We start from the raw sequence: 25336 nt of genomic DNA on the forward strand, positions 1-25336 counted from the left end.
ACAATCAATCCTGTTTTTCATTATTGTATTTTTCAATAATTCTTGCTACTACCGGATGTCTAATAACATCTGCTGCATTTAAATAGACAAACTGTATACCTTTTACATCAGTCAATAAACAAGAAGCTTTCTTTAATCCCGATTCAGACTGATGAGGTAAATCTATCTGTGTAATATCACCAGTAATAATCATTTTTGAATTAAAGCCGAGTCTTGTTAAAAACATCTTCATCTGATTATTTGTTGTATTCTGCGCTTCATCTAAAATAATATAAGCATCTTCTAATGTGCGTCCTCTCATATAAGCTAGTGGAGCAATTTCAATAATCTCTTTTTCGATCATTCTTTCTGTTTTCTCAGCTCCCAGCATATCATACAAAGCATCATATAAAGGTCTTAGATACGGATCAGCTTTCTCTTTTAAATCCCCCGGAAGAAATCCTAAAGACTCTCCTGCTTCAACAGCAGGTCTAGTAAGAATTATCTTTTTGACCTCATTATTTTTTAAAGCCTGGACCGCAAATATTACTGCAAGATATGTCTTTCCTGTCCCGGCAGGTCCAATCGCAAAAACAATATCATTCTTTTTTAACGACTGATAATAGACTTTCTGTCCAATAGTCTTGGGAGTAATCAGCTTTCCTGAATAAGTACGAGCAATATGTATATTATAAAGCTGATCCATAGCAGCCAGAGATCCGGATCTACCCAAAGAAATAGCATATAAGATTTCTTTATCCGTAATTAAAATATGTTTTTTTGATAGATTCAATAAATGCTCAATAACTTGTTCAAGTTCTTTATTACCCTGTTTCAGAATAATCTGATCTCCTCGAACATTAATATCTGTCTGGAATTCATCACCAAGTAAGGTAATATTCTCTTCATTGACACCACAAAAAAGCTGTATTTCTTCCATTGTGTAATTATCTAGTTTTATAACTTTCTCCAATTATCTCACCTCTGTATGAAAAAAAGAGTCCATAGACTCCTTTCTTTATTTTCTTCTTTTACGCTGATTTTTTCTTGCAGCTTCAGATTTCATTTTTCTCTTTAAGCCAGGTTTTACATAAAACTCTCTCTTACGAGCTTCAGCAAGGGTTCCTGTTCTAGAAACTTGTCTTTTAAAACGACGTAAAGCATCATCTAAAGATTCATTTTCTCTCACTACAGTCTTAGCCATCGGACATTCCCCCCTTTGCTTTTAATTTTCTACCTGATTATATATTATTTGTTCAGTAAATGCAACCATGTTTTTAAAATTAGAAATCTTAGTCTAATAAAGCAACACCGGCACTGGCTCCAATTCTTGAAGCCCCTGCTTCAATCATTGCTATCATTTCTTCATGAGTATGAATACCGCCACTTGCTTTTACTAAAGCCTTATTAGCTACTGTATCTTTCATAAGCTTCACATCAGCAATTGTTGCTCCGCCATTAGAAAAGCCGGTAGATGTTTTAACAAAATCCGCTCCTGCCTCAACAGAAAGCTGACAGGCTCTGATTTTTTCTTCATCAGTTAAAAGACATGCTTCTATGATAACCTTTGTTAGAGCACCTTTAGCAGCTTCAACAACTGCTTTAATATCCTCAAGAACAAGCTGATTATTGCCATCTTTTAAAGCACCTACATTAATAACCATATCTACCTCAACTGCTCCATTATCGACAGCATTTTTAGCTTCATATGCCTTTGAAGCAGAAGTTGTAGCACCTAACGGAAACCCGATAACAGTACAAACATTAACATTACTGTTCTGAAGCTCTTTTGCACAAAATTTTACCCACGCAGGATTTACACAGACAGAAGCAAAATCATATTCTTTTGCTTCATCACAAAGCTTTTTAATATCTTTTTCTGTAGCATCCTGTTTTAAGTTTGTATGATCGATATATTTATTATATTTCATATACATTACCTCCTTTAAATACATCTTTGATCGCTTGTTTAACAACAAATTTATCACCTGGATAAGGGATGTTTCCCATTGATGATATCATAAACTGTTCATGACCTTTACCCAACACTAGTATTATATCATTTTTACAAGCCAATTCAACTGCCTGTCTAATCGCAATGCGACGATTAGTAAGAATAACAGAAACAGGTCTTGTAATATATTGCTGAAGCTGTATACAGTTCTCTTCAATATCATCTTCATCAGCATCCTGCTGAGTCAAAATTACCTGATCACAGTACTTATCAGCTAATAATCCCAGCTTTCTAATTTTTTCCTGATCATCTCTGCTACCGGGACCAAAAACCGCAATAATACGTCCATTACCTTTCACTTCTCTAGCAAACAAAAAAGCATCTTCATAATTATGTAAATAACTGCAATAATCTACAATTACATGAAAATCATCAATGTCTTCTATAAGTTCCATTCTGCCATCAATAGGAATGATATAGCCAATAGATTCAATAATCTGCTCCGTTGTCATCTCCAATGCAATTAAAGAACTGATTACAGCCAATACATGAGGAACGTTAAATCTTCCTAAAATTGGCACAGAAACATGAAAAAAGCCGCCAGGCAGATATAAATCAAATTCTGTATGATCAAAAAATACACTAATATTTCTAGCCATAACATCTGCATGATGTTCAATACCATAAGTGATTTTTTGAGCATTTATTTTACCATTCTGTTCGATAAAATGCATAAATCTTACCTGATCAGCATTTAATACAGCATATCCCTTATCACTTACAAGTTCTAAAAGCTTTAGTTTTGCTTTCATTAAATTTTCCATAGTTCCATGAAAATCTAAATGCTCCTCATAGATATTTGTCATAACTGCAATATCAAAATCTACACTATCTACACGCTTTAAAACCAGTCCATAAGATGACACCTCAAGTGAAACACCTTTAACTCCTTCTTCAACCATTCTAGCAAATGTTTTATGTAGAAAAATTGTTTCCGGTGTTGTAAAAGCAGTATGAATAGATGATGAGCCAAACTGAGAATCATTTGTACCAATATATCCCATTTTAATATAATGATTCAAAACATCTTTGACCATTAATGAAACAAGGGTCTTACCGCTTGTCCCTGTCACCCCAATGATAGTCATCTTATAAGATGGATAATCATAAAAGATATTTGCAACTCTATTGAGCTCATCCAACACATTATTAACCTTAATATAAAGAACACCCGGATATTCTCTTTTAAAAGGCTTTGAATGGACTATGCATTTTGCTCCCTGAAAAACAGCATCATCTGCATACTTATGACCATCCGTACTTAATCCTTCAATACAGAAAAAGACAGAATCTTTTCCGACATATCTAGAATCACTATGTAAGGATACAATTTTAAAATCCTCTTTAACATCAAAAAGCTCATTGATTTTTTTCATTTCTTTCTCCTATTAAATCAACACCGTTCTGTTCTTTAATATGAATAGAATAAATCTGATTAAGAATAATATCTTGATCTCTAACTTTAACCTTTAAATAGTTAGAAGCATGACCTATTTTATAACCATCCTTCTCTTCTTCAAATAAGACATCCAAATATTTTCCTATCTGCCATGAAGCAAATTCAGCTTTCAGGCTATCAGAAAGCTGAAGCAGTCTTTTTACTCTCTTCTTCTTAATATCACCAGGTATCTGATAAGGCATACGAGCAGCGGGTGTTCCGGTTCTGGCGGAATAAGGAAAGACATGTAATTGATTAAAGTGATTCTTCTTAATCCATTGATAAGTACTTTCAAAATCTTCTTCCGTTTCCCCGGGAAATCCTACAATAACATCTGTAGTAACACTCAAATTAGGGAGTGCTTCTTTAAGTTTATTAAGTTTTTCTTCAAATTCAGATGTTGTATAATGTCTTGCCATTTTCTTTAATATTTTATCATTGCCCGACTGAATAGGGATATGAAGATGATCTACAATAATAGAACTATGAGCCATTAAATTAATAATATCCGGAGTAACTTGACTCATCTCAATAGAAGATATCCTCAGTCTTTTTAATCCCTTCACTTTATTAGTCAGATCTTTCAATAAATCATAAAAACTATAATCTTCTAAATCTATACCATATCCCGCAGTATGAATACCTGTCAAAACAATCTCTACAAAGCCTTTATCAACAAGCTCCTGTGCCTGTCTAATAACATCCTCTTTGTCTCTTGAACGGATAGCTCCTCTGGCATAAGGAATAATACAGAAAGTACAAAAATTATTACAGCCATCCTGTATTTTCATAAATGCTCTTGTACGATTCTCAAATGAAGCAATATTTAAATCTTCAAATGACTTTAATTTCATAACATCATGAACATCAATAATCTGCTGCTTATTTTTTAAATAATCCTCTACATACTCTACTATCTTATTTTTATTCTGTGTTCCTATAACAATATCAACACCATCAATATCAGCAACCGCAGCACTTGCAATCTGGGCATAGCACCCTACTACCGCAATAATACTATTAGGATTCCTCTTCCTTGCTCGTCTGATCATCTGCCGACTCTTAGCATCACCGGTATTAGTCACTGTACATGTATTTATAACATAGATATCTGATTTTTCTTTAAAATCTACGCTTTCATATCCTTTTTTTTTAAATAATTCTAACATTCCTTCAGATTCATAGCTGTTAACCTTACAGCCCAGTGTTTGAAAAGCTACCTTTGACATGTATTCATCCTTTCTTTAATAATTTCTTATATATTTTTTCATCAATGCATCCCTTATTCTTTAAACAAGAAATAAAAGCTATATCATCTTCACTCAATAAATATCCTATGAGTTCTTTAGCATCTTCTTTTTTTAATACAGCATCGGATTTTAATGTTTTTAAATAATATGTTTCTAAAATTTTATGTTCCTTAATCAAATAAAGGGTATTAAGATCTTTTGAAAAATAATAATTTTCTTTAATATTAATTAAAGATGAAAAATCTGTATTAAATAAATCTCCATAATTTTTTAAAGGCAAATCTAAAGTAATTTTCTGATTCGATAAATAATATCTATGATTTTTTAATCTTGTAATACTATAATCCATAATATACCAATCATTCACAAAGCTTTCAAAATGAGGCATATAAATCATATGACCATGTGACTGAATATGAGGAAGAACCTCTAATAATGGCTTCAGATCATTATTAAACATATTTCTTTTCTCTTCATAACTTAAATAAGCAAAAGCATCAGAATATAATCCGCTAAATTCATCATAAAAATGTCTGATTGCCCACTCATTATATAAAGAATGAAGAAGTATTTCATAATCAAATAGATCTAAATCTGATTTTATTTTTATTTTTAAATGATTATCCTCAAATAATTGATGATATTCTAAAAGCTTATCATAAATACTATTTTTTTCTAAATTAATCTTATTGTATTTCTTTAATAGCTGACTTAATTTTTTCATTTACTAAGCTCTCTTTCAAATCCGATAACACTCAGCATATACAATGGTGCAGTTTCTGTACGCAATATTCGCTTTCCTAAAGAACATGATTCAAAACCTAATTTATTCATCTCTTTAATTTCTAACGGATCAAATCCTCCTTCAGGACCTACCACAATCGTGATAGAGGTTTTTATTCTATCTAAAGCCTTCTTTAGTACACTTTTTTCTCCTTCTCTTGAAGATTCTTCATAAGCCACTAGATTAACATCACTTCTATATTGACCAAGCTTGCTAATAACTGTTAGCGGTTCTAAGATCGGCTTAGTCTCTCTTTCACATTGTTCACAGGCTTCTGTAATAATACGATTATATCGTTCATACTTTTTTAAAAATCTTTTATCATCAATACGAATAATACTCCTTTTTGTACGTAAAGGCACTATTCTCTTAACACCTAGTTCTGTAGCTTTTTGTAGAATAAACTCAAATTTATCACCTTTAGGAAGTCCATAAACCAATGTTACATCAACATCTAATTCATTATACTCCTGCAGTCCTTTTTCACGAATGAGAATCCCCTTATCAATGTCTGCAATCGTACATAAATAAACATTTGCATTCTCATCAACACAGATAACCTGATCACCATTACTATATCTCAAAACTTTTTTCATATGTCTAATCATATTATCAGTTGACTGAATAACACCATCTTTATGGCTATCGTTTTTAATAAAATATCTCTGCATTTTAAAACCCTTTAATTCTTTCTTCAAATATTATAATCTATTTCTCTTTTGCTGCAAGTTATTTAAACTATAAGAAAAGAGAGAAACACACCAAACAAATAGAGAACTAATGCTATTACAGTGAGTAAAACATAACAAATGCCATGAAAAATAAATAAATAGCAACCTGTTGTAATACATAATAACACAATAAAAGCAATTGAAAGATACATAAAAATATTTGTTTTCCTTTTCATAGGCTCACTTATAACATTACTATATGTATGAATAAGAGTATGAAGTTTATCACTAAAAATAAGATAACATCCTCCTATTCCTATCATCTCACCAATAATGAAAATAAGTGTTCTGATAATTGATGAAAAATAAGTATTATGAAGATTAATCTGAATAATACTTACAATAATCATACAATAAAGAAAAGATAAGATAAATAAAGGAATCATTGCTTTTAAGTATTTATTATTCAATTGTAAAATTCTTTTGTGCTGTGAATCATAATAATAAAGATTCTTCTGATCTTTGTTCACATATATATATTTATTCATATCTCTATTATACACAAAAAGCTAAAGAATAACATTTAATAAAATAAGAAAGGATGAAGAATATTCTTCATCCTAATTCAATCCATCATGAATCACAAACCCATGATCATAATCAACAATAATATGACTATTTGCTTTAATAGTACCTTTAATAATTTCTTTAGCCAGCATAGTTTCGATATGAGACTGAATATATCTCTTAATAGGTCTTGCTCCAAAGGTTATATCAAAGGCATCATTAGCAATCTGACTTTTAGCCTGTTCAGTAATTTCAACAGTTATCTTCTGTTCTTCCAATCTATTCTCTAATTCTTTTATAAACTTATCAATAATTTTATAAATAACTCTGTTATCAAGAGAATTAAACATAATAATTTCATCAATTCGATTTAAAAATTCCGGTTTAAAATGCGCTTTCAAATCATTTTCTGCCATTGTTCTTGTCTCATCATTATTACCTTGAAGAAGATACTGTGAGCCGATATTAGATGTCATAATAATAATTGTATTTTTAAATGAAACAACATTTCCCTTTGAATCAGTTAAACGTCCATCATCTAATAATTGAAGCAGAATATTGAAAACATCCGGATGAGCTTTTTCTATTTCATCTAAAAGAACAATAGAATAAGGAGCTCTTCTTACTGCTTCAGTAAGCTGACCGCCTTGATCATATCCAACATATCCTGGCGGTGCACCAATAAGCCTTGAGACACTGAATTTTTCCATGTATTCGCTCATATCAATACGTACAATATTCTTTTCACTGTCAAAAAGCTGTTCTGCAAGACTCTTAGCTACTTCAGTTTTACCAACACCGGTAGGACCGAGGAATAAGAAAGAACCAATTGGTCTATTCACATCATTAATTCCTGCTCTGCTCCTTAAAATAGCATCAGCAACTTTACTTACAGCCATATCCTGACCAATTACTCGTTCTTTAATAGCCGCTTCCAGTCCTAAAAGCTTCTCTTTTTCTGATTGAACAAGCTTTGATACCGGAATATGTGTCCATCTGGAAATAACTTCGCTGATTGTATCAGCAGTTACTTTTTCCTGTAATAATGCATCCTCTTTTTCCTGTGCCTGCAATGTTTCTATTTCCTTGCTTATATGAGGAAGAGTCTCATATTTTATACGAGAAGCTATTTCTAGATTACCTTCTGTTTCAGCCTGAGCCATTTCCTGCTCCAATCTTTGTTTCTGATGCTTTAATTCTTTAACATGATCTAATGAAGATTTCTCTGTTTTCCACTTATCAGTAAGACCCTGAATTTTTTCATCCAATGAAGCAATATGAGCTCTAATATCTTCTAATCGATTTCTTGTTTCATTAGTCTGATCCTCTTTTTCAATAGAAATTCTTTCCATTTCAAGTCTATTCTTATCACGTGTTAAAGTATCCAGTTCTTCCGGCAAAGAGTCAATTTCCATTCTAATAGAAGCACAGGCTTCATCGATCAAATCAATAGCCTTATCAGGTAAAAAACGATCAGTAATATAACGATCACTCATATGAGCAGCTGCAATAATAGCATTATCAGTAATCTGTACGCCATGGTGTGTTTCAAAAGATTCTTTTAGCCCTCTTAAAATTGCGATTGTATCATCAATATCCGGCTGAGCAACTAAAACCTTTTGAAAACGTCTTTCTAAGGCAGCATCCTTCTCAATATATTCACGATATTCATTAAGTGTCGTTGCGCCAATACAATGTAACTCACCACGAGCAAGCATTGGCTTCAACAGATTGGCTGCATCCATTGCTCCATCAGTTTTACCGGCACCAACAAGCTGATGGATTTCATCAATAAACAAAATAATATGTCCTTCTGATTTATTAATTTCATTTAAAACAGCTTTTAATCTTTCCTCAAATTCCCCGCGATATTTTGCTCCGGCAACAAGTGATCCAAGATCTAATTCAAATAATGTTTTATCCTTTAAAGTTTCAGGAACATCATTCTTATAGATACGCCATGCCAAACCCTCAACAATTGCGGTTTTACCAACCCCCGGTTCACCAATTAAGATAGGATTATTTTTTGTTTTACGAGAAAGTATCTGAATAACTCTTCTGATCTCATCATCTCTGCCAATTATTGGATCAAGCTTTCCATCTCTTACGTCTTTAATAAGATCACGTCCATATTTTTCCAGTACTTCATAATTGTTTTCCGGTGTTGGATTATCGATAGTATGACCGCCTCTCATTGTATCAATAATATCTTTGATTTGTTTCTTATCCAAATGAAAGTGATTATTAAACTCTTTAAGAAAAGCACTATTTGTATCAAACAAAGAAAGAATCAAATGTTCAACAGATAAATAGCTATCTTTATAATCATTCATAATCTTACGAGCATTAGAAAGTAATGTATTAAGGTCATAGCTGATTCTTAATTCTTCTTCATTGACATGAGAAACTGAAGGTTTCTGATTAATATGAGCATTTAAATAATCTCTTACATCATTGATACTTATATTCAATTTCGTAAGAATCCGATAAAATATTCCCGAAGAATCTTCAAGACAGGCATAAAGCAGATCATCAATATCAATAACTTGATGGTTAAGATTCATTGCCTGACTGGCAGCCTGACTAAAAGCTTTCTGCATAGCTTCTGTAAATTTATCATTCATAAACATCACTCCTTTAGCACTCCTTTAATCTTTGTGCTAAAACCAGTATATCATTATTTCTAGCACTGTCAATAGATGAGTGCTAATTATTTATGTTTATCATAGATTTTTTTAATAATCAATGTTAATATAGATCACAGGTGAATAATTATGAAAAAAATACTTTCTTTACTTATTGGATTTTTTATTTTCTCAGTCTCTTTAATCCTTGGATTAAGTCTCTCCATTCGCCCTATTATAACTCAGATTATCTCCGAAGGAATTATTGGGCAGGTAACTACACAAGGTGTTCTGACAGTGATTGAAAACGATCTTCCTGATATGAGTAATGATGACATGATTCTATTTCAAAAAGAATTAACACAGTCTAAAATAATCTATAATTTTACTGATCATACACTTTATAAAATAAGTGATTCCTTGCTATTCAATAAGGCTGTCACAAAAATTTCTATGCAACAGGAAATCAAAGAATATGCTGATGAAGTTATATCATTAATTGAGAAATATAGTGCTCCTTTATTGCTGACTCAAAAAGAAAAAATCATAACTGACATATATACATGGGGAACTATTCTTAATAATCAGATAGGAACAGCTATTGACTATGCTTTACAGGAAAATTCACAATTAAAATTGCTTATATTGATATACGGTATACTGATTAGATATTTAAGTCTTATTTGTATTGTTTTCATTTTACTTTTTAGTTTTATCTTATTTATGATTTCTAAAAAACTTAGCATTCTTTTAAAAAATGAAGGTTTTCTATTATTAATAAGCGGTATGATTCAGGCATTATTATTTCCATTTCTTATCAGTCATTATAGTGATATATATACTAATATGTATATAGGAATGACACCTGATCTTAATATCTCTAAAACACAGATGATTGGCTTACAATTTATAATATGTGGAATAATATTTCTGAGTATATCTTTTATTAATTATTTTTATAAGCAAAGAAAAGGGCATCAGCTGAACTGATGCCCTTTTAATCTATCTGATTGGCAAGATCAAAGATAAGCTTTTCTGTTTTTTCCCAGCCAAGACATGGATCAGTAATAGACTTGCCGTAAATTCCTTCATCAATTTTTTGACATCCATCAACCAAATAAGACTCTATCATTAAACCTTTTACAAGACTGCGGATTCTTCTTGACTGATGTCTTGAATGCATAATATCTTTAGCTATTCTAATCTGTTCCTGATATTTCTTTCCTGAATTATTATGATTGCAGTCAACAATAGCTGCCGGATTCTGTAAACCCAGTTTCTGATAAAGATTATAGACAATTTTTAAATCTTCATAATGATAATTAGGATGTGAATTCCCAAATTTATCTACATAGCCACGTAAAATCGCATGAGCATATGGATTTCCCGGTGATTTAACTTCCCATCCTCGGTAAATAAAAGTTGACGGAGACTGTGCTGCTATAATAGAATTCATCATAACACTTAGATCACCACCAGTTGGATTTTTCATACCGGCCGGTATGCCTATTCCACCGGCAACCAAACGATGCTCTTGGTTTTCTACTGACCTTGCTCCTACTGCCACATAAGAAAGCAGATCAGATAAATAACGATGATTTTCAGGATAGAGCATTTCTTCCGCACATGTAAATCCTGTTTCCCTAATGACTCTTGTATGCATATGCCTGATAGCCAGTAAACCTGAAAGCATATCCTCCGGTTTTTCGGGATCCGGCTGATGTAACATTCCTTTATAGCCTTTACCAATAGTTCTTGGCTTATTAGTATAGACTCTTGGCACAATAAATATTTTATCCTTTACTAAATCAGCTACTTTTCTTAAACGATGCATATACTCTAATACAGCATCTTCATTATCCGCTGAACATGGTCCAATAATTAATAAAAGCTTATTGCTTTTTCCAGTTAAAATATCTATAATTTCCTGATCATTTCTTTCTTTGATAGTTTTTAAATGATCATCTAAAGGAAATTGTTTTTTTACTTCTGCCGGTATAGGCAGTTTTCTAATGAATTCCATTTGCATTTCCATATATAGATCCCCCTAAAGTATAATTTTCCTATATAATACCTTAAATCCTTAAAATATCAATAAAATATTTAAAAAGCAGTATCTTTTTGTCTCTTAACTGCAATAATTATTATCATCAATAAAACACCAATCACCGTTAATACTAAGGCAAAAGCAAGCATCACAGGAAGACCGAAACAATCCTGAAGATAACCTCCTAAAAAATTTCCAATAGTTGCTCCCATTCCTGTCGTCAGAACACCAATCATTGTCTGTCCCATCATCGTATCCTTTTCTTCAACCGCTTCATTCACATAATAAGTAATAGCAGCAGTAAAAAGACCATAAGAGATACCTTGAAAAGCTAATCCTATCAGTAAGACAGATAATGATGGAGCAAAACATATCAAAAAATTTCTAAAGATATACATCAATGAAGCAAATAGTAATATTGATTCTGTTCTTATTCTTTTCATTAGAGAATGAGCAATTGCCATAAAAGGCATTTCACTGGCTGCCATACAAAAGATGGCTATACCATAAACAGATGTATTTCCTCCCAATTTTTTTACAATATTAACCAGAAAAGTAGCCAAGGTTGAAGAAGCACCGAAAAGAAATCCAAAAGCCAATAAAATCATAAAAAATCTCTTATATTTTAGAATAAAATGATACATAGAAATAGAATCCTTCTGATTATCTTTAGCAGAAGAAATACTGATATCAGGCATCGTAAAAAGATCAGTGAATAAAAATATAGCACCTATTGTATGAGCAATAGCTAATACCGATGGATTCAGCAAATCAATAAATTGTCCCAACAGGACTGCAGAAACAGCATAAGATACAGAACCCGCCCCTCTAGCCAGCCCAAAGTTTAAGTAATGTCCTGATTTTAAATAATCCATACAAATCATTGATAATAAAGGAACATTGGAAACAATCATATTAATAATCAGAATAAATAATCCTATTAATACATATGAAGGTAAAGGAACAACAATCATTATAATCCATATACAGAACATAATAATATACGTAACAAGCATTAGTTTTCTGATTGTCAGCATTTTAATTCTTGTAACTAATGATGAAATATATGGACTGCTAAAAATAGATAGAAATGCACCTAATCCAGTCACTATTCCTATCTGTGTATTGTTTAATCCTTTATACTGTAAAAAAACAGCAGTATATCCATAAATAGTACATGAAGTCAGCCAATAAAAAATTTGCAACAGATTATAACGTAATTGTAAATGTTTCATAATTTCCTCCGGAAATCATCTTATCATGAAAAATGTTTTCTAAAATAAATATTCTGTTTATGAAAATTATTTTGCATAGCCACTTTTTAAATCAACCACACTGATAAACTCACCTTCGCCAAGCCATGCCTTAATATTGTGTTTTGTGATATCAGTAATCTTATTAACAGTAAAATCAAGCTGATAGCCTCCTGTAATATGAGGAGTAATATAAATATTTTTTATAGACCATAATAGATCATCTGATTTTAACGGTTCATTTTCTTCAACATCCAAATAAACACCCTTAAAGCGTGATGCATTCTTTACCAAAGCACCTCTATCAATAATATTTCCTCTTCCTGCATTCATTAAAATACTTCCCTGCTTACATGATGAAAGAATATGATCATCAAACAAATGATATGTTTCTTTAGTCCCAGGCAATACAATAACAATCACATCTGCTTTACTTACTTCTTCTTTTAAATTTTTAATAGAGTGAACCTCATCAAAGTATTCAAGATGACCGCTTCGTCTTCGCATACCTACTAAATAGCCGCCTAAAGACTTTGCTCGTATCGCAAATTCCTTGCCAATATTACCCGTTCCTAAGACAAGTATTCTTTTTCCTATCGGTGAAATGACAGTTCCTTCATTATGCCACAGACCTTCTCTTTGATTATCCATATAAGAAGGGATTTTCTTCATAATCATCAACATATAAGTAATCAGATACTCTGCAACTGCAACACCATATGCTCCTGACATACAGGTTAAAATCGTATGTTCAGGAATTATACCGTCCATATACTGATGGACTCCGGCACTGACTAATTGTATCCATTCTAAATTTGGGCATGATTGAAGCTACGAAGGATTAACATTCCCCACTAAAGCCTGAATATTCTGTAAATCTTCTAAGCTGATTTCATCTCTTTTTTTAGATATAAACTCTGTATTTGAATCCAAAGCTTTAATTTCCGCTTGGATTTTTTCATCAAATGGTCCTTCTATTAATACTCTTTTCATGGTTTTCTCCTCTTATAAAATATAAAAAAGATTATTGTTAAATAATCTTCCACTCCTCAAGAATCGCCTTCACTTTCTTTACAGGAAGACCAATAACTGTATCAATATCTCCCTCTATCTCATCAATAAAAATTGAAGCAATGCCTTGAATAGCATAAGCTCCTGCTTTTCCTTCCCATTCATAGGAATGAATATAGTCCGGTATCATTGTTTCTATATTCTTAAATGTTACTGATGTTTCATCAGTAAAGACTGTATATCTATCTTTTGACCAGATAGAAACAGCTGTATATACAATATGAGTTTCATCAGATAATTCATTAAGTATTTTTATAGCTTCACTGGAATCTTTAGGTTTTCCAATAACTTTTCCATGGTGATAAACTACAGTATCAGCAGATATAACAGTATCTAAAGGATATTTTTGATGAATGGGGTTACCTTTTTCAAAAGCCAGTTTCTCAAGTCTTTTTTTTATTTCTAAAGACTCATCAAGAACTTCATCAAGACAAGAAGCATCGATTATAAAGTCGATGCTTTCTCTTTCTAATAATTCTTTTCTTCTTGGAGATGTACTGGCAAGAATAATCTTACTCACCTTTATCTTCTTCTTTTTTTATAACCGGTTTAGGAAGTAAGGCTTTTCTAGATACATTGACTCCTTTATCCGTAATCTGTGTAACTTTAACTTTTACAATATCTCCTAATTTAATTACATCAGATACTTTATTAGTATGATCCCAGGCAATATCCTTAATATGCAGGAATCCATTAGTACCGGGGAATAACTCTACAAAAGCATATTTATCTTCTACGCGAACCGCTTTTGCATCATAAATCTGACCGACTTCTGCTTTTCTAGTAATAGCCTTAATGATTTCAATAGCCTTATCAATGACTTCCTGATTGAAATGGTAAATAGCAACATTCCCCTCATCATCAATATCAATCTTAATATTATCACACTGAGCAATAATATCATTGATCGTTTCTCCGCCTTTACCAATTACATCTTTAATCTGATCCGGTTCAATCTTTAGTGTTGCATATTTAGGCGCATACTCACTTAAATGATCTCTTGGCTCACTGATAGCTCCTAGCATAACACTCATAATCTCAGCTCTTGCTTTTTTAGCCTGTGTCAGAGCTTCACTTAAAATCTCTTCTGTAATACCATCAATTTTAATATCCATCTGTAAAGCACAGATTCCTTTAGGCGTACCGGCTACCTTAAAATCCATATCTCCTAAATGGTCTTCCATTCCCTGAATATCAGTTAAAATCGTATAATTATCACCTTTTTTAACTAATCCCATAGCTACTCCGGCAACAGGTGCAGAAATAGGAACACCGGCAGCCATTAAAGCCATACAAGATGCACAAATTGAAGCTTGTGAAGAAGATCCATTTGATTCTAATACTTCAGCAACAGCTCTGATTGTATATGGAAAATCAGTTTCTGAAGGAAGCACCTGCTTTAAGGCTCTTTCTCCTAAAGCACCATGTCCAATCTCTCTACGTCCGGGTGCCCCCATTCTTCCTGTTTCACCAACACTATATGGCGGAAAATTATAATGATGCATCCATCTCTTTTCTGTTGTATCATCCAGTCCGTCTATTTTTTGTACTTCACCCAGTGCACCTAAGGTTACTGCTGACATAACCTGTGTTTCTCCACGTGTAAATAAGGCGCTGCCATGAACTCTAGGAAGTAAGTCTACCTGAGCATCCAATGGTCTGATCTCATCAACTTGACGCCCATCAGGTCTAATCTTTTCATCAGTAATAAGTCTTCTGACTTCATTTCTTTCCAAATCATCCAGAACCATCTTTACTTCTTTAAGCGTCTGATCATGCTGCCCTAAATCATCATATTCCTTTTCTTCGTAGCTGTTTACAACTTCCTCTTTGATAGCATCAATTGCAGCATATCTTTCCAATTTGCCGGGAATAGAGATAGCTGCTTTCATTTTTTCATCAGCTGTCTCTGTAACTGCATCTACAATATTCTGATCAATCTCAAATAAAGGAATTTCCATTTTTTCTTTACCACAGGCAGCTACAATAGTTTCCTGGAAAGCAATTAATTCTTTAATCTTTTCATGGCCAAACATTAATGCCTTTAGCATAGTTTCTTCATCCACTTCTTTAGCATCTGCTTCTACCATATTAATAGCATCTTTTGTGCCTGCAACCTCTAAATTAATTAAAGATTTTTCTTTATCTTCAGGTCCGGGATTAATCACAAACTCACCATCAATAAGTCCTACATTAACCCCTGCAATAGGTCCGTTAAATGGAATATCTGAAATACATAAAGCAATAGATGCACCCAGCATTGCTGTCATCTCCGGTGTAGCCTGCTGATCTACTGACATAACTGTATTAACAACCTGTACTTCATTTCTAAACCCATCTGCAAATAATGGTCTGATTGGTCTATCAATCATACGAGCAGTTAATGTCCCATGCTCTGACGGTCTGCCCTCTCTCTTTAAGAAACCGCCCGGTATCTTTCCTACTGAATAAAGCTTTTCTTCATAAGTGACTGTTAACGGGAAAAAATCAACATCTTTTGGTGTCTTTCCAGCACAAACGGTTGATAAGACAACAGTATCATCATATCTAATCAAAGCACTGCCATTAGCCTGTTTAGCAAGTTCTCCCGTCTCAACAGAAAGATGTCTCCCATAAAAATCCATTTCAAAAACTTGTTTTACCATTTTTTCACTCCTACCTGTATATTTATTTTATAATGATAAAGGAACATTGAAAATCAATGTTCCTTAGTCATTATCTTCTTAAGCCTAATGATTCTACTAAAGCAGAATATCTTTCAAGATTTTCTCTTCTTAAATATCTTAATAAATCTCTTCTTCTACCGATTTTCATTAATAATCCGCGGTTAGAATGATTATCCTTTGGATGAGCCTTGAAATGATCATTTAACTTATTAATGTCTGCTGTCAGTAAAGCAATCTGTACTTCCGGAGATCCTGTATCATTTTCTCCGCGTGCATATTTCTTCATGATAGCTGCTTTTTCTTCTTTAGTTAACATCTTTTATTTTCCTCCTAAATCCTAACTTAGCAAAAACCAAGAAAGCTGTAAGAGGTACAAACCTCCTAGTACTTGCCGCAAACTCTATTATAAAAGTTTATATGTATTTGTCAAACTATTTTTAAGTTTTCCACTGATTTCTTCTTTATCCTGATGCATCTTTTTAATCAGATCATCCAATGATTTAAAAGTTATTTCCGGTCTTGTAAAAAATAAAAAGTTTACTTTAACAGTCTTATTATATATATTTTTATCAAAATCAAAAATATAAACCTCTAAGGAATCAGATAATAAATCATTAAAAGTAGGATTAACACCTATATTAGCCATTCCATAATAAGCTTTATGATCCATCTCTAAAACAACTCCATAAACACCTCTTTGTGGAATTAAATATTTATCTATATTAATATTAGCTGTAGGAAAACCTAAAACTGTCCCTCGATGTTTTCCATGAATAACCTTTCCTCTAATGCTGTAGGGTCTGCCTAAAAGACATGAAGCTTCTTCTATTTTTCCATTCTTCAATAAATTTCTAATAAGCGTAGAAGATATCTTCTGATGCTGATTATATAATACAGGAGCAATAATGCTTAATGAGAACATGTCATTCTTTAAAGTATCAATATCACCGCTATTTTTATATCCAAAATGAAAATCATATCCCGCAACTACATGTTTTATCTGATTAGCTATAATATATTCTCTAATAAAATCTTCAGGATTTAACCTTGATACAACTTCAGTAAACTCTATTTCAAAGATAGTCTCTATTCCCATCTTTTCTAATAAAAAATTACGTTCTTTTTTTGATAATAGATAAGTTTCAGAGACTCCTTTTATAACCGATAATGGGTAATGATCAAAAGTCATAATTGCCGGAATAAGATTTGTTTCTTTAGAAATTTTAACAGTTTCCTTAACTAAAGCCTGATGTCCTAAATGTAATCCATCAAAAAATCCTATTCCTATAACATATTTTCCTTTAAGCAAAAGCTTCTCATTATGCTTTAATAGATAAGTATTCATTAAAAAAGCCCCCTTAAGCTTTTTAAGTGCCCCTCTCCATCAGGCCCATAAATAGCGAGTAAATGATGAGATGTATCATAAACAGCAACATTATGATCTATTGTACTTAAGATCTTCTTTCCATGAATTGCGATAGATCTATCCTCTAATATAAGCGAATCCATAGAGCTGAAAGCATCTTCTAAAGATATTAACTGAAAATCATTATTTTTAAGCTGTTCAATACTGCATGCCTGAGCAATAGTAAAATGACCTGAACATGTTCTTTCCAGAGCATACATGTGTCCCGGATAGCCAAGCTTTTTAGCAATATCAAAACATAAAGAACGTATATATGTTCCTTTAGAACAAAGAACTCTTAATTCTATATAATGATCATATGTCTTAAGAATCTCTATTTCATATATTTTAATAGGTCTTGGCTCTATTCTAACATATTCATTATTTCTGGCATATTCATAAAGCTTTTTTCCATTGACTTTAATAGCAGAATAAATAGGCGGCATCTGCATAGAATCCCCTTTAAAACTTTTAATAGTTTTCTCTAAATTCGTATATCCGATAAATTCTTTCTGATCAATAATTCTACCGGACCTATCATAGCTGTCAGTTGCTATACCAAGCGATAATACCGCCTTATATTCTTTAATATCTGCTGCTAAAAACTGTAATGCCTTAGTAGCTTTATTAACTGCTAAAACCAAAACTCCGGTAGCATCAGGATCTAAAGTTCCTGCATGCCCTACTTTTTTAGTATGCAAAGCTTTTCTTGCAATATTAACAACATCGTGACTAGTCATTCCCTTTTCTTTATTAACAACAATTATTCCATCCATTTTCATCACCATCTTTACCTTATCAGATTATCAGTTTAAGCACCATAAGAAAAGGTATCTGATGATACCTTACTTATGATTAATAACAAAATATTTTTTCTTTCCTCTTCTGATAACAGTTGCTTTATGACCATAGGCATTCTTTTTAGAAACAAGGAACTTTTCATCGGTAATCTTAACTCCATTCACAAGTACAGATCCACCCTTCACAAACTGTCTTGCCTCTCTATTGGATGAAGCTGCTCCAGCTTTAACTAGAGCATTTAAAATCTGAAGATCTTCATCAGTATCAATAGACTCAACACCATTAAAACATGCTTTAACTTGTTCATAAGTCAAATTCTCAATATGACCACTAAAAAGCATTTCTGATATTTCAAGAGCTTCATCATAAGCCTCTTTACCATGAAGGAAGGTAATAACTTCTCTCGCAAGCGCTTTATGAGCTTTTCTTAAATGAGGTTCATTTCTATTAGATTCTTCCAATTCTTCTATTTCTTCTTTTGATAAGAATGTCAGAAATTTAAGATAATCTATAACTTTACTGTCTTCGCTATTTAAGAAGAATTGATACATCTCATATGGAGATGTTTTTTCTCGATCAAGCCAGATAGCTTTTCCTTCACTTTTACCAAACTTTGTCCCATCGGACTTAGTAAGTAAAGGCATTGTAATGCCATAAAGCTCTTCTCCGCTCTTCTTTCTTGTTAATTCTATACCGGCAGTAATATTGCCCCACTGATCCTGTCCTGCAACCTGTAAATTAACACCTTTATTTTGATGAAGAACATAGAAATCCATAGCTTGCATAATCATATAAGAAAATTCACAGTAAGTAATTCCTTCATCAAGTCTTCTTCTTACTACATCCTTATTTAACATATAATTAATATTAAAATACTTACCGTAGTCTCTTAAATAATCAATAAAATTCATATCCTTATACCAGTCATAATTATTTACGACTTCAAAACCGAATATTCTTTCTGCCTGTGCTTTTAAGCATTCAAAATTATGATTAACCTGTTCATAAGTAATCATAGGTCTTTCAGCAGTTGGTTTAGGATCACCAATTAATCCTGTCCCTCCGCCAACCAGCAGTATCGGATAATGTCCGGCATCTTTTAATCTCTTAGAAATTAAAAATGATGAAAAATGACCAATATGCAGACTATCCCCAGTTGGATCAGTGCCAATATAAAAAGTCATTCCTCCATTATTCAGTTTATCTTTTAATTCCGGAGAAGAAATATCCTTAATCAAGCCTCTCCATTCTAATTCTTCATAAATACCCATTCATATATCCTCCTACAAAAAAAGAATCCATCACTAAAGGACGAATTCTCGCGGTACCACCTTTATTTGTATATTTCTATACACACTCATTATTTTAACGATGTGATGCACCGTCTAAGCTTTGCACTTAGCTGCTCCAAAGTGTATTCATTATTATCTTTTAAATTCTTTCCACCAATCAGAATCTCTCTTTATAAAACATAATAATTACTTATCTTCTTCAACGCTTTACTATAAACTACATGATTCATTTTAAGTTGTCAAGCTTAATCATTAATTCATCATAATCACTTTGAGTAAGTTTACCTATCTCCCGTAACTTATCATCTATCTGTTTCAATACCTTCTTACGATCTTCAATATCATTTACAAAATCTGCAGAATCACCATCTATTTTAATCTTTGGTGAAACATCATACGCTTCATACCAAGGTATGTAATGATCAATCAGATTCTGATAATAAGCAATCAATGACGGATCCTGATCCACCTGTTCATAGCTTCTTCCTCTTTTTGAGATATGATCTAGCATAGTATCAATAGACACTTCAATATGTATTAATAAATCCGGTGCCTTCTTATGTGCTGCATAAGGCAGCTCCTCCATCATATTCTTAAACAAATCATCATAGACCTGAACTTCCTGCATATTAGCACGTCCCATCTCTGCATTCATATGAAAGAATAAACTATCCTCATAAATAGAACGATCCAAGACATTATTATCATCCTGCATAGCTTGTTTGATAGACTTAAATCTCTTATTTAAGAAATAAATCTGTAGCAAGAAAGCATATCTATTAGGATCTTTATAAAATAAAGGCAGAATAGGATTTTCTTCAACCGGTTCATAGAAAGGAACTGTTCCCAAATGATCAGCTACTATTTTTGTTAGTTCAGATTTTCCGGCGCCAATACTTCCACTCATTATAATCATCATTGTTTTCTCCTTTTAGCTTTAAAATCATAACATATATAATATAAAAGATTTATCTTTTATTTTCACTTTCATGATAATGATTAGGATGAGCATCAATCTGTTCAATACCTAATTTTGAATAAACAATTTTCTGACTTGAATAAAGACCAGAATAACCGGAAAATAAATAGCAAATAATACTGACAACAGCAAAATATAAAAATCCTGCTGACTGAAAGACTTCCACTGATAGAAATAACGGTGAAAGAAAACTGTTTGTAGCTCCACCAAAAACACCAATCATACCGATAGCAGCACCAAATCCTGCAGGAATACCAAGCAGAGGTGCAATCCAGCAGCCAAAGGTTGCTCCAATAAAGAATGAAGGAACAACTTCTCCACCTTTAAATCCTGCTTCTAAAGTAATCGCAGTGAAAAGAATTTTGATAAGAAAAGCAAAAGGGTTAGCCTGCCCATGCTCAATCGCCCTTTCAATGACATTAACACCTGCCCCATTGTAATCTCCTGTCTGCAATATTATCGTTAGTATAATAATCAAAAATCCACCAAAGATAACCTTATAGTAGGCATTATTAAAATATTTCTTATATAATTCTCCAACAAAATGGAGAATATTAATAAATAATACAGAAACCACAGCACATAAAACACTTAATACTGCAACTTTTAATAGCATAACATGAGAAAATACAGGAGCAGCTACATGAAATCTTTCTGGAGAAGCACCTAAAAAAGCAGCAAGATCAGCACTGATAATAGAAGCTAAAAGACCGGGGAAAATTGCACTATAAGGAATGGTTCCGACATTAACAACCATTGTTCCAAAAGCAGTGGCTGCTACCGGTGTTCCGAATAGAGCACTAAAAAAAGCTGCCATGCCTACACGAGTTAGAATCTTAGTATCATTCTGATTAAGTTTTAGAATCCTGCTAAGCTTATTTGCAATGCCTCCCCCTATCTGTAGAGCTGCTCCTTCTCGACCGGCAGAACCGCCACATAAATGTGTCAAAATCGTACCAATAAAAATAGCCGGAACCTGTAAAAATTGCATATTACTGCCTTCTCTTGCAGCTACAATAACTTCATCTGTTCCTAACCCTGATACATTAAACTTCTTATAAATAAAAACAATTGTTATACCGGCTAATGGAAGCATATATAACAGATACGGATAGCTTATACGTAAAACAGTAACCTTTGAAATAGAAATAGAGAATACTGCTCCTACAGCTCCGCATATTATCCCTATCAATAAAGCAATCAGACTCCATTTAAAAGCCGTTTTTATATACCATTTAGAACTGGCAGCTTGTCTTTTTACAGTCTCAATCATAAATTCTCCTCCTTTAGCTATTATAGCATAAAAATAGAGGTCAATTAAGACCTCTATAATAGTTTTGTAGTATTTCTAATATTGATACTATACTGCATATTGACTTCACGATTATCAATGCCTTCTCCATTCAGCATTTTAGTGATCAGTCTAACAGCAATAGCTCCCATATCATATACAGGCAGATAAACCGATGTCAATGATGGTCTAGCCATCTTAGCATAAGTTGTATCAACCATACCAATAATTTCTATATCATCAGGAACACTTAAATGTGAATCCTGAGCAGCATACATCATAGAAACAGCTTCTTTATCATATCCTGCTATAACAACTCTAGGCTTATTTTCCTTCAAATAGTCCATAAAGAAAGGATAATTCTGAGAAAAATGTGTTGATACGCTTAATACCTTCTTATCATCAAACTTCTTACCTGCATCTTTAAAAGCATCCTTAATACCGCTGATAGCATCATCAAGACTTAAAAGATTCTGTCTTGGCTTTAAGAAAACAATATCATCTATCCCTTTATCAAGATAATTCTTTGTTAGAGTATATCCGATATTATGTGCATCTACAAAAACACTGCAAAGATGTTCATCTGATGCTTTATAGCCAATTACAGCTGTAGGCATGTTATATTTTTTCATCAGTTCTAATTCCTGGATGATCTTATCATTATTAAACAATATGACTCCATCTGCCCTTGCTTTAACAACTCTTTCAATAACATCATCAACCGGGTCTTCATCCCCCAGTTCATCCGTTGTATACATCATCAGATTATAATCTAATGTTCTCCCGGTATCTCCAATACCGCTAATCATATCTTTCACTCTGGCAAAGATAGACTGTGGGAAAATAACTGCAATCGTAGTTGATTTGCTGGTAGCCAAACCTCTGGCTACCTGATTAGGCTTAAAATCCAATCTGGCAATAGCTGCTAGAACTCTTTCTCTAGTTTCTTTTTTGACGACGTTTGAATTATTAATTACTCTTGATACAGTTGCCAGTGAAACTTCCGCTTCTTCAGCAACATCATAAATAGTGGTCTTTTTCATATTAATCGCTTATTTCATCAATCATTTCATCAAGTTCATTTTCAACATCATCAATTTCAGCTTCAATCTTATCAGAGTTTGTTGTCTTATTATTTAAGCTTTTTCTAACGTCCTCAATTTTGGCATTTAAAGTATCAGCTGCCTGAGTTACACTTTCAGCTACTTTCTCATATTGTTCTGATTCTTTAACTTTATTAGCCAAAACAGTCAGCTTCTCCTGTAGCTGAACGATCTTCTCTTTAGTAGAAGCTTTAAAAGCTTCGCTGTCAAATTCGTCAACAGTTTTCTTTACATTTTCGATTGTTTCACCAATCATTGCCTGAACATCTTCTTTTGACATATTCTTTACTTTTTCATATGTCTTTGTAGCAGTGTTTTTAATATCTTCTCTTGTTTCACTGCCTTTCTTTGGTGCCATTAAAACACCGGCTAATGCTCCTAATCCTAAGCCAAAAATAAACTTTCCTAATTTCATTGTCTGCTCTCCTCCTATTTGTTCTTTCTTAATCCTAATAATTTTGTAATAAAACCTAAAATACCACCTGATGTATGTCTTTTAGAAAATGTTCTATTGATAAGCTCAACAGGTGCATTGAGCTGATCCAGCTTATAATTTACATCATCAATAGTTGAATTAATCTTCGTAATTGTCTCATCAACACGCGGAAATAAAACATTGACCTCCTTTAATGTCCCGGCAATTCTAATAAACAGAACACCAAGACTGATTAAAGCAAATGCTCCAGAAACAGTTAAAAAACAAAGACAAATATCTATTGCTTTCATATTATTTTTTATCTCCTTTCGCTTTAATTACTAAATCTTTTAACTTATATATATCTTTAGGACTCATAAAGACATAAACAACATGATCATATTCAGCTAAAAGCTGCGCTCCCTGTAAATCCTCTTTAATAACATTTGCTCTAGGTATATATTGCGTAATTTCAGTAACATCAATATCTATTCCTTTCTCTTTATGAGCATTCTCAGGGAAGTCCACAAAGAATGGATAATCAGCTAAATTCATAACTTCAGCAAATTCTTTCGCAAATCTCTTAGCTCTAGAAAAGCGATCGGGTTGATAAACCGCTACAATCTTTTTATGAGGATAACGAATACGTGTCTCCTCCAATACATACTTAATAGCTGTTGGATGATGAGCATAGTCATCTACATAAATATTATTGCCTATCTCCTGAACAGTATACCTTCTCTTAACACCCTCAAAACTGCTCATTCTTTCTTCAATATAAGAAGCATTCATACCTTCCAGATAACCTAATGTAATAACACCAAGAAGGTTATAAAGAGTATGCATACCATATAACGGTAACGAAAAATGACCAAATAAATCATTATGAATATAAACATCAAATGATAAGCCCTTTTCACTATTGATTACATTTCTAGCCTGTATATCATTATCATCATTCAAGCCAAACTTATAAACAGGCTTATTATAGTGTAGTTTAGAAAGACGTTTATCATCTCCCCATACAACAACAGCCTTTTTAGCATGATTGGCATATTCTTCAAATGAGTGATCATAATCCTGCTGACTTTTAAAATAATCAACATGATCTAATTCAATATTATTAATATAGGCATAATCAGGATAATAAGATAGGAAATGATCCATATATTCATCGCTTTCAAAAATAAAATAGTGAGCATCTTTTACAGCAAAGCCGGTACCATCACCAATAAGTACAGATGTAGGCTTATACTCTTTAAATAAATGATAAGCCATCCCCGTTGTAGTCGTTTTACCATGTGTACCGGCAATCCCCATAGATATAAACTTATTCATAAATTCACCTAAGAATCCAAAATATGTATGTGTTTTAACATTGGGATTATCTAAAGCAGCAGCTACCTCTTCATTTGTTTCTCTATGAAAATCATTTCCAATAATAACATCATAGCCATCTTTAATATTATTCGGATTCCAAGAATAAATAGGAATCCCTCTTTGTCTTAGTCCATCTTCTACAAATATGTATTTATCAATATCACTGCCGGCTACTTCATACCCTAAATCATAAAGTATTCTAGCTAAGCTTGACATTCCGGATCCTTTAATTCCAATAAAATAATACATAAGCTTTCACCTCTTGTACTATTCTAACATATTCTTCACAAGTATTCATTTATTTTC

26 protein-coding genes and 1 other annotated feature are annotated in these 25336 nt (G+C 32.6%); of the genes, 1 reads left to right on the forward strand and 25 read right to left on the reverse strand.

Annotation, left to right across the window (positions count from 1 at the left end; all coding sequences use genetic code 11):
- Positions 1-4: 4 nt before the first annotated feature.
- From HMPREF9943_RS04390 to HMPREF9943_RS04430, 9 genes are all read right to left on the reverse strand, one after another.
- Entirely contained in the window at positions 5-952 is a 948-nt protein-coding gene (locus tag HMPREF9943_RS04390) for a PhoH family protein (protein WP_004802397.1), read from the reverse strand.
- 45 nt (positions 953-997) lie between these two features.
- Complete coding sequence (gene rpsU, locus HMPREF9943_RS04395; RefSeq protein ID WP_004802400.1) at positions 998-1183, reverse strand: 30S ribosomal protein S21; 186 nt, start codon at positions 1181-1183, stop codon at positions 998-1000.
- Between the two features lie 88 nt (positions 1184-1271).
- Entirely contained in the window at positions 1272-1910 is a 639-nt protein-coding gene (gene deoC, locus HMPREF9943_RS04400) for a deoxyribose-phosphate aldolase (protein WP_004802402.1), read from the reverse strand.
- Complete coding sequence (locus HMPREF9943_RS04405; RefSeq protein WP_004802405.1) at positions 1900-3369, reverse strand: Mur ligase family protein; 1470 nt, start codon at positions 3367-3369, stop codon at positions 1900-1902. Before HMPREF9943_RS04405 ends, deoC begins: the two co-directional genes overlap by 11 nt.
- Positions 3353-4660, reverse strand: coding sequence for a tRNA (N(6)-L-threonylcarbamoyladenosine(37)-C(2))-methylthiotransferase MtaB (gene mtaB, locus HMPREF9943_RS04410; RefSeq protein ID WP_004802407.1), 1308 nt, complete (start codon positions 4658-4660; stop codon positions 3353-3355). Before mtaB ends, HMPREF9943_RS04405 begins: the two co-directional genes overlap by 17 nt.
- Positions 4661-4664: 4 nt before the next feature.
- Positions 4665-5405: a hypothetical protein gene (locus HMPREF9943_RS04415; protein ID WP_004802408.1), complete on the reverse strand. Its 741-nt coding sequence runs from the start codon at positions 5403-5405 to the stop codon at positions 4665-4667.
- Positions 5402-6136, reverse strand: coding sequence for an RsmE family RNA methyltransferase (locus tag HMPREF9943_RS04420; RefSeq protein WP_004802410.1), 735 nt, complete (start codon positions 6134-6136; stop codon positions 5402-5404). The genes HMPREF9943_RS04415 and HMPREF9943_RS04420 overlap by 4 nt, the downstream gene beginning before the upstream one ends.
- A 62-nt stretch (positions 6137-6198) precedes the next feature.
- Complete coding sequence (locus tag HMPREF9943_RS04425) at positions 6199-6684, reverse strand: hypothetical protein (protein WP_004802413.1); 486 nt, start codon at positions 6682-6684, stop codon at positions 6199-6201.
- A 72-nt stretch (positions 6685-6756) separates the two neighbouring features.
- The gene (locus HMPREF9943_RS04430) at positions 6757-9327 is read right to left on the reverse strand and encodes an ATP-dependent Clp protease ATP-binding subunit (RefSeq protein ID WP_004802414.1); all 2571 of its coding nucleotides are present in this window, start codon (positions 9325-9327) and stop codon (positions 6757-6759) included.
- 150 nt (positions 9328-9477) lie between these two features.
- Between HMPREF9943_RS04430 and HMPREF9943_RS04435 the strand changes: the two genes are divergently transcribed.
- Complete coding sequence (locus HMPREF9943_RS04435; RefSeq protein WP_004802416.1) at positions 9478-10317, forward strand: hypothetical protein; 840 nt, start codon at positions 9478-9480, stop codon at positions 10315-10317.
- Positions 10318-10324: 7 nt separating this feature from the next.
- Here HMPREF9943_RS04435 and HMPREF9943_RS04440 read toward each other — a convergent pair whose 3' ends face one another.
- The 16 genes from HMPREF9943_RS04440 to HMPREF9943_RS04510 form a co-directional block, all read right to left on the reverse strand.
- Positions 10325-11362: a 3-deoxy-7-phosphoheptulonate synthase gene (locus tag HMPREF9943_RS04440; RefSeq protein WP_004802418.1), complete on the reverse strand. Its 1038-nt coding sequence runs from the start codon at positions 11360-11362 to the stop codon at positions 10325-10327.
- Between the two features lie 68 nt (positions 11363-11430).
- Complete coding sequence (locus tag HMPREF9943_RS04445) at positions 11431-12609, reverse strand: MFS transporter (RefSeq protein WP_004802421.1); 1179 nt, start codon at positions 12607-12609, stop codon at positions 11431-11433.
- Positions 12610-12675: 66 nt separating this feature from the next.
- Positions 12676-13398, reverse strand: coding sequence for a D-2-hydroxyacid dehydrogenase (locus HMPREF9943_RS04450; RefSeq protein ID WP_004802422.1), 723 nt, complete (start codon positions 13396-13398; stop codon positions 12676-12678).
- 60 nt (positions 13399-13458) lie between these two features.
- Entirely contained in the window at positions 13459-13620 is a 162-nt protein-coding gene (locus HMPREF9943_RS10055) for a hypothetical protein (RefSeq protein WP_004802425.1), read from the reverse strand.
- Positions 13621-13657: 37 nt separating this feature from the next.
- Positions 13658-14218 (reverse strand): Maf family protein, encoded by a 561-nt coding sequence (locus tag HMPREF9943_RS04455; protein WP_004802428.1) that lies wholly within the window; start codon positions 14216-14218, stop codon positions 13658-13660.
- On the reverse strand, positions 14211-16343 hold the full coding sequence (pnp, locus tag HMPREF9943_RS04460; protein WP_004802429.1) for a polyribonucleotide nucleotidyltransferase: 2133 nt from the start codon (positions 16341-16343) through the stop codon (positions 14211-14213). Before pnp ends, HMPREF9943_RS04455 begins: the two co-directional genes overlap by 8 nt.
- A gap of 70 nt (positions 16344-16413) precedes the next feature.
- Positions 16414-16680: a 30S ribosomal protein S15 gene (gene rpsO / locus HMPREF9943_RS04465; protein ID WP_004802432.1), complete on the reverse strand. Its 267-nt coding sequence runs from the start codon at positions 16678-16680 to the stop codon at positions 16414-16416.
- A gap of 87 nt (positions 16681-16767) precedes the next feature.
- A complete protein-coding gene (gene ribF / locus HMPREF9943_RS04470; protein WP_004802434.1) occupies positions 16768-17709 on the reverse strand; it encodes a riboflavin biosynthesis protein RibF in 942 nt (313 codons plus the stop codon).
- Positions 17709-18545 carry a tRNA pseudouridine(55) synthase TruB gene (gene truB, locus HMPREF9943_RS04475; RefSeq protein WP_026624396.1) on the reverse strand — a complete coding sequence of 279 codons (837 nt, stop codon included), beginning with the start codon at positions 18543-18545 and terminating at the stop codon, positions 17709-17711. The genes ribF and truB overlap by 1 nt, the downstream gene beginning before the upstream one ends.
- 69 nt (positions 18546-18614) lie before the next feature.
- Positions 18615-19841 carry a tyrosine--tRNA ligase gene (gene tyrS / locus HMPREF9943_RS04480; protein WP_004802438.1) on the reverse strand — a complete coding sequence of 409 codons (1227 nt, stop codon included), beginning with the start codon at positions 19839-19841 and terminating at the stop codon, positions 18615-18617.
- A 33-nt stretch (positions 19842-19874) separates the two neighbouring features.
- Positions 19875-20074 (reverse strand) — a binding site (T-box leader).
- Between the two features lie 14 nt (positions 20075-20088).
- Positions 20089-20781, reverse strand: coding sequence for a deoxynucleoside kinase (locus HMPREF9943_RS04485; protein ID WP_196793790.1), 693 nt, complete (start codon positions 20779-20781; stop codon positions 20089-20091).
- Between the two features lie 49 nt (positions 20782-20830).
- Complete coding sequence (locus HMPREF9943_RS04490; RefSeq protein ID WP_004802441.1) at positions 20831-22114, reverse strand: chloride channel protein; 1284 nt, start codon at positions 22112-22114, stop codon at positions 20831-20833.
- Positions 22115-22167: 53 nt separating this feature from the next.
- Positions 22168-23175 carry a LacI family DNA-binding transcriptional regulator gene (locus HMPREF9943_RS04495; protein ID WP_004802443.1) on the reverse strand — a complete coding sequence of 336 codons (1008 nt, stop codon included), beginning with the start codon at positions 23173-23175 and terminating at the stop codon, positions 22168-22170.
- A gap of 1 nt (position 23176) precedes the next feature.
- The gene (locus tag HMPREF9943_RS04500; protein WP_004802445.1) at positions 23177-23650 is read right to left on the reverse strand and encodes a YtxH domain-containing protein; all 474 of its coding nucleotides are present in this window, start codon (positions 23648-23650) and stop codon (positions 23177-23179) included.
- Positions 23651-23664: 14 nt separating this feature from the next.
- Complete coding sequence (locus tag HMPREF9943_RS04505; RefSeq protein WP_004802447.1) at positions 23665-23961, reverse strand: DUF948 domain-containing protein; 297 nt, start codon at positions 23959-23961, stop codon at positions 23665-23667.
- Position 23962: 1 nt separating this feature from the next.
- The gene (locus HMPREF9943_RS04510; protein ID WP_004802449.1) at positions 23963-25279 is read right to left on the reverse strand and encodes a UDP-N-acetylmuramate--L-alanine ligase; all 1317 of its coding nucleotides are present in this window, start codon (positions 25277-25279) and stop codon (positions 23963-23965) included.
- Positions 25280-25336: the final 57 nt, after the last annotated feature.

The sequence above is a fragment of the Eggerthia catenaformis OT 569 = DSM 20559 genome (assembly GCF_000340375.1).
Classification (GTDB): Bacteria; Bacillota_I; Bacilli_A; order Erysipelotrichales; family Coprobacillaceae; genus Eggerthia; species Eggerthia catenaformis.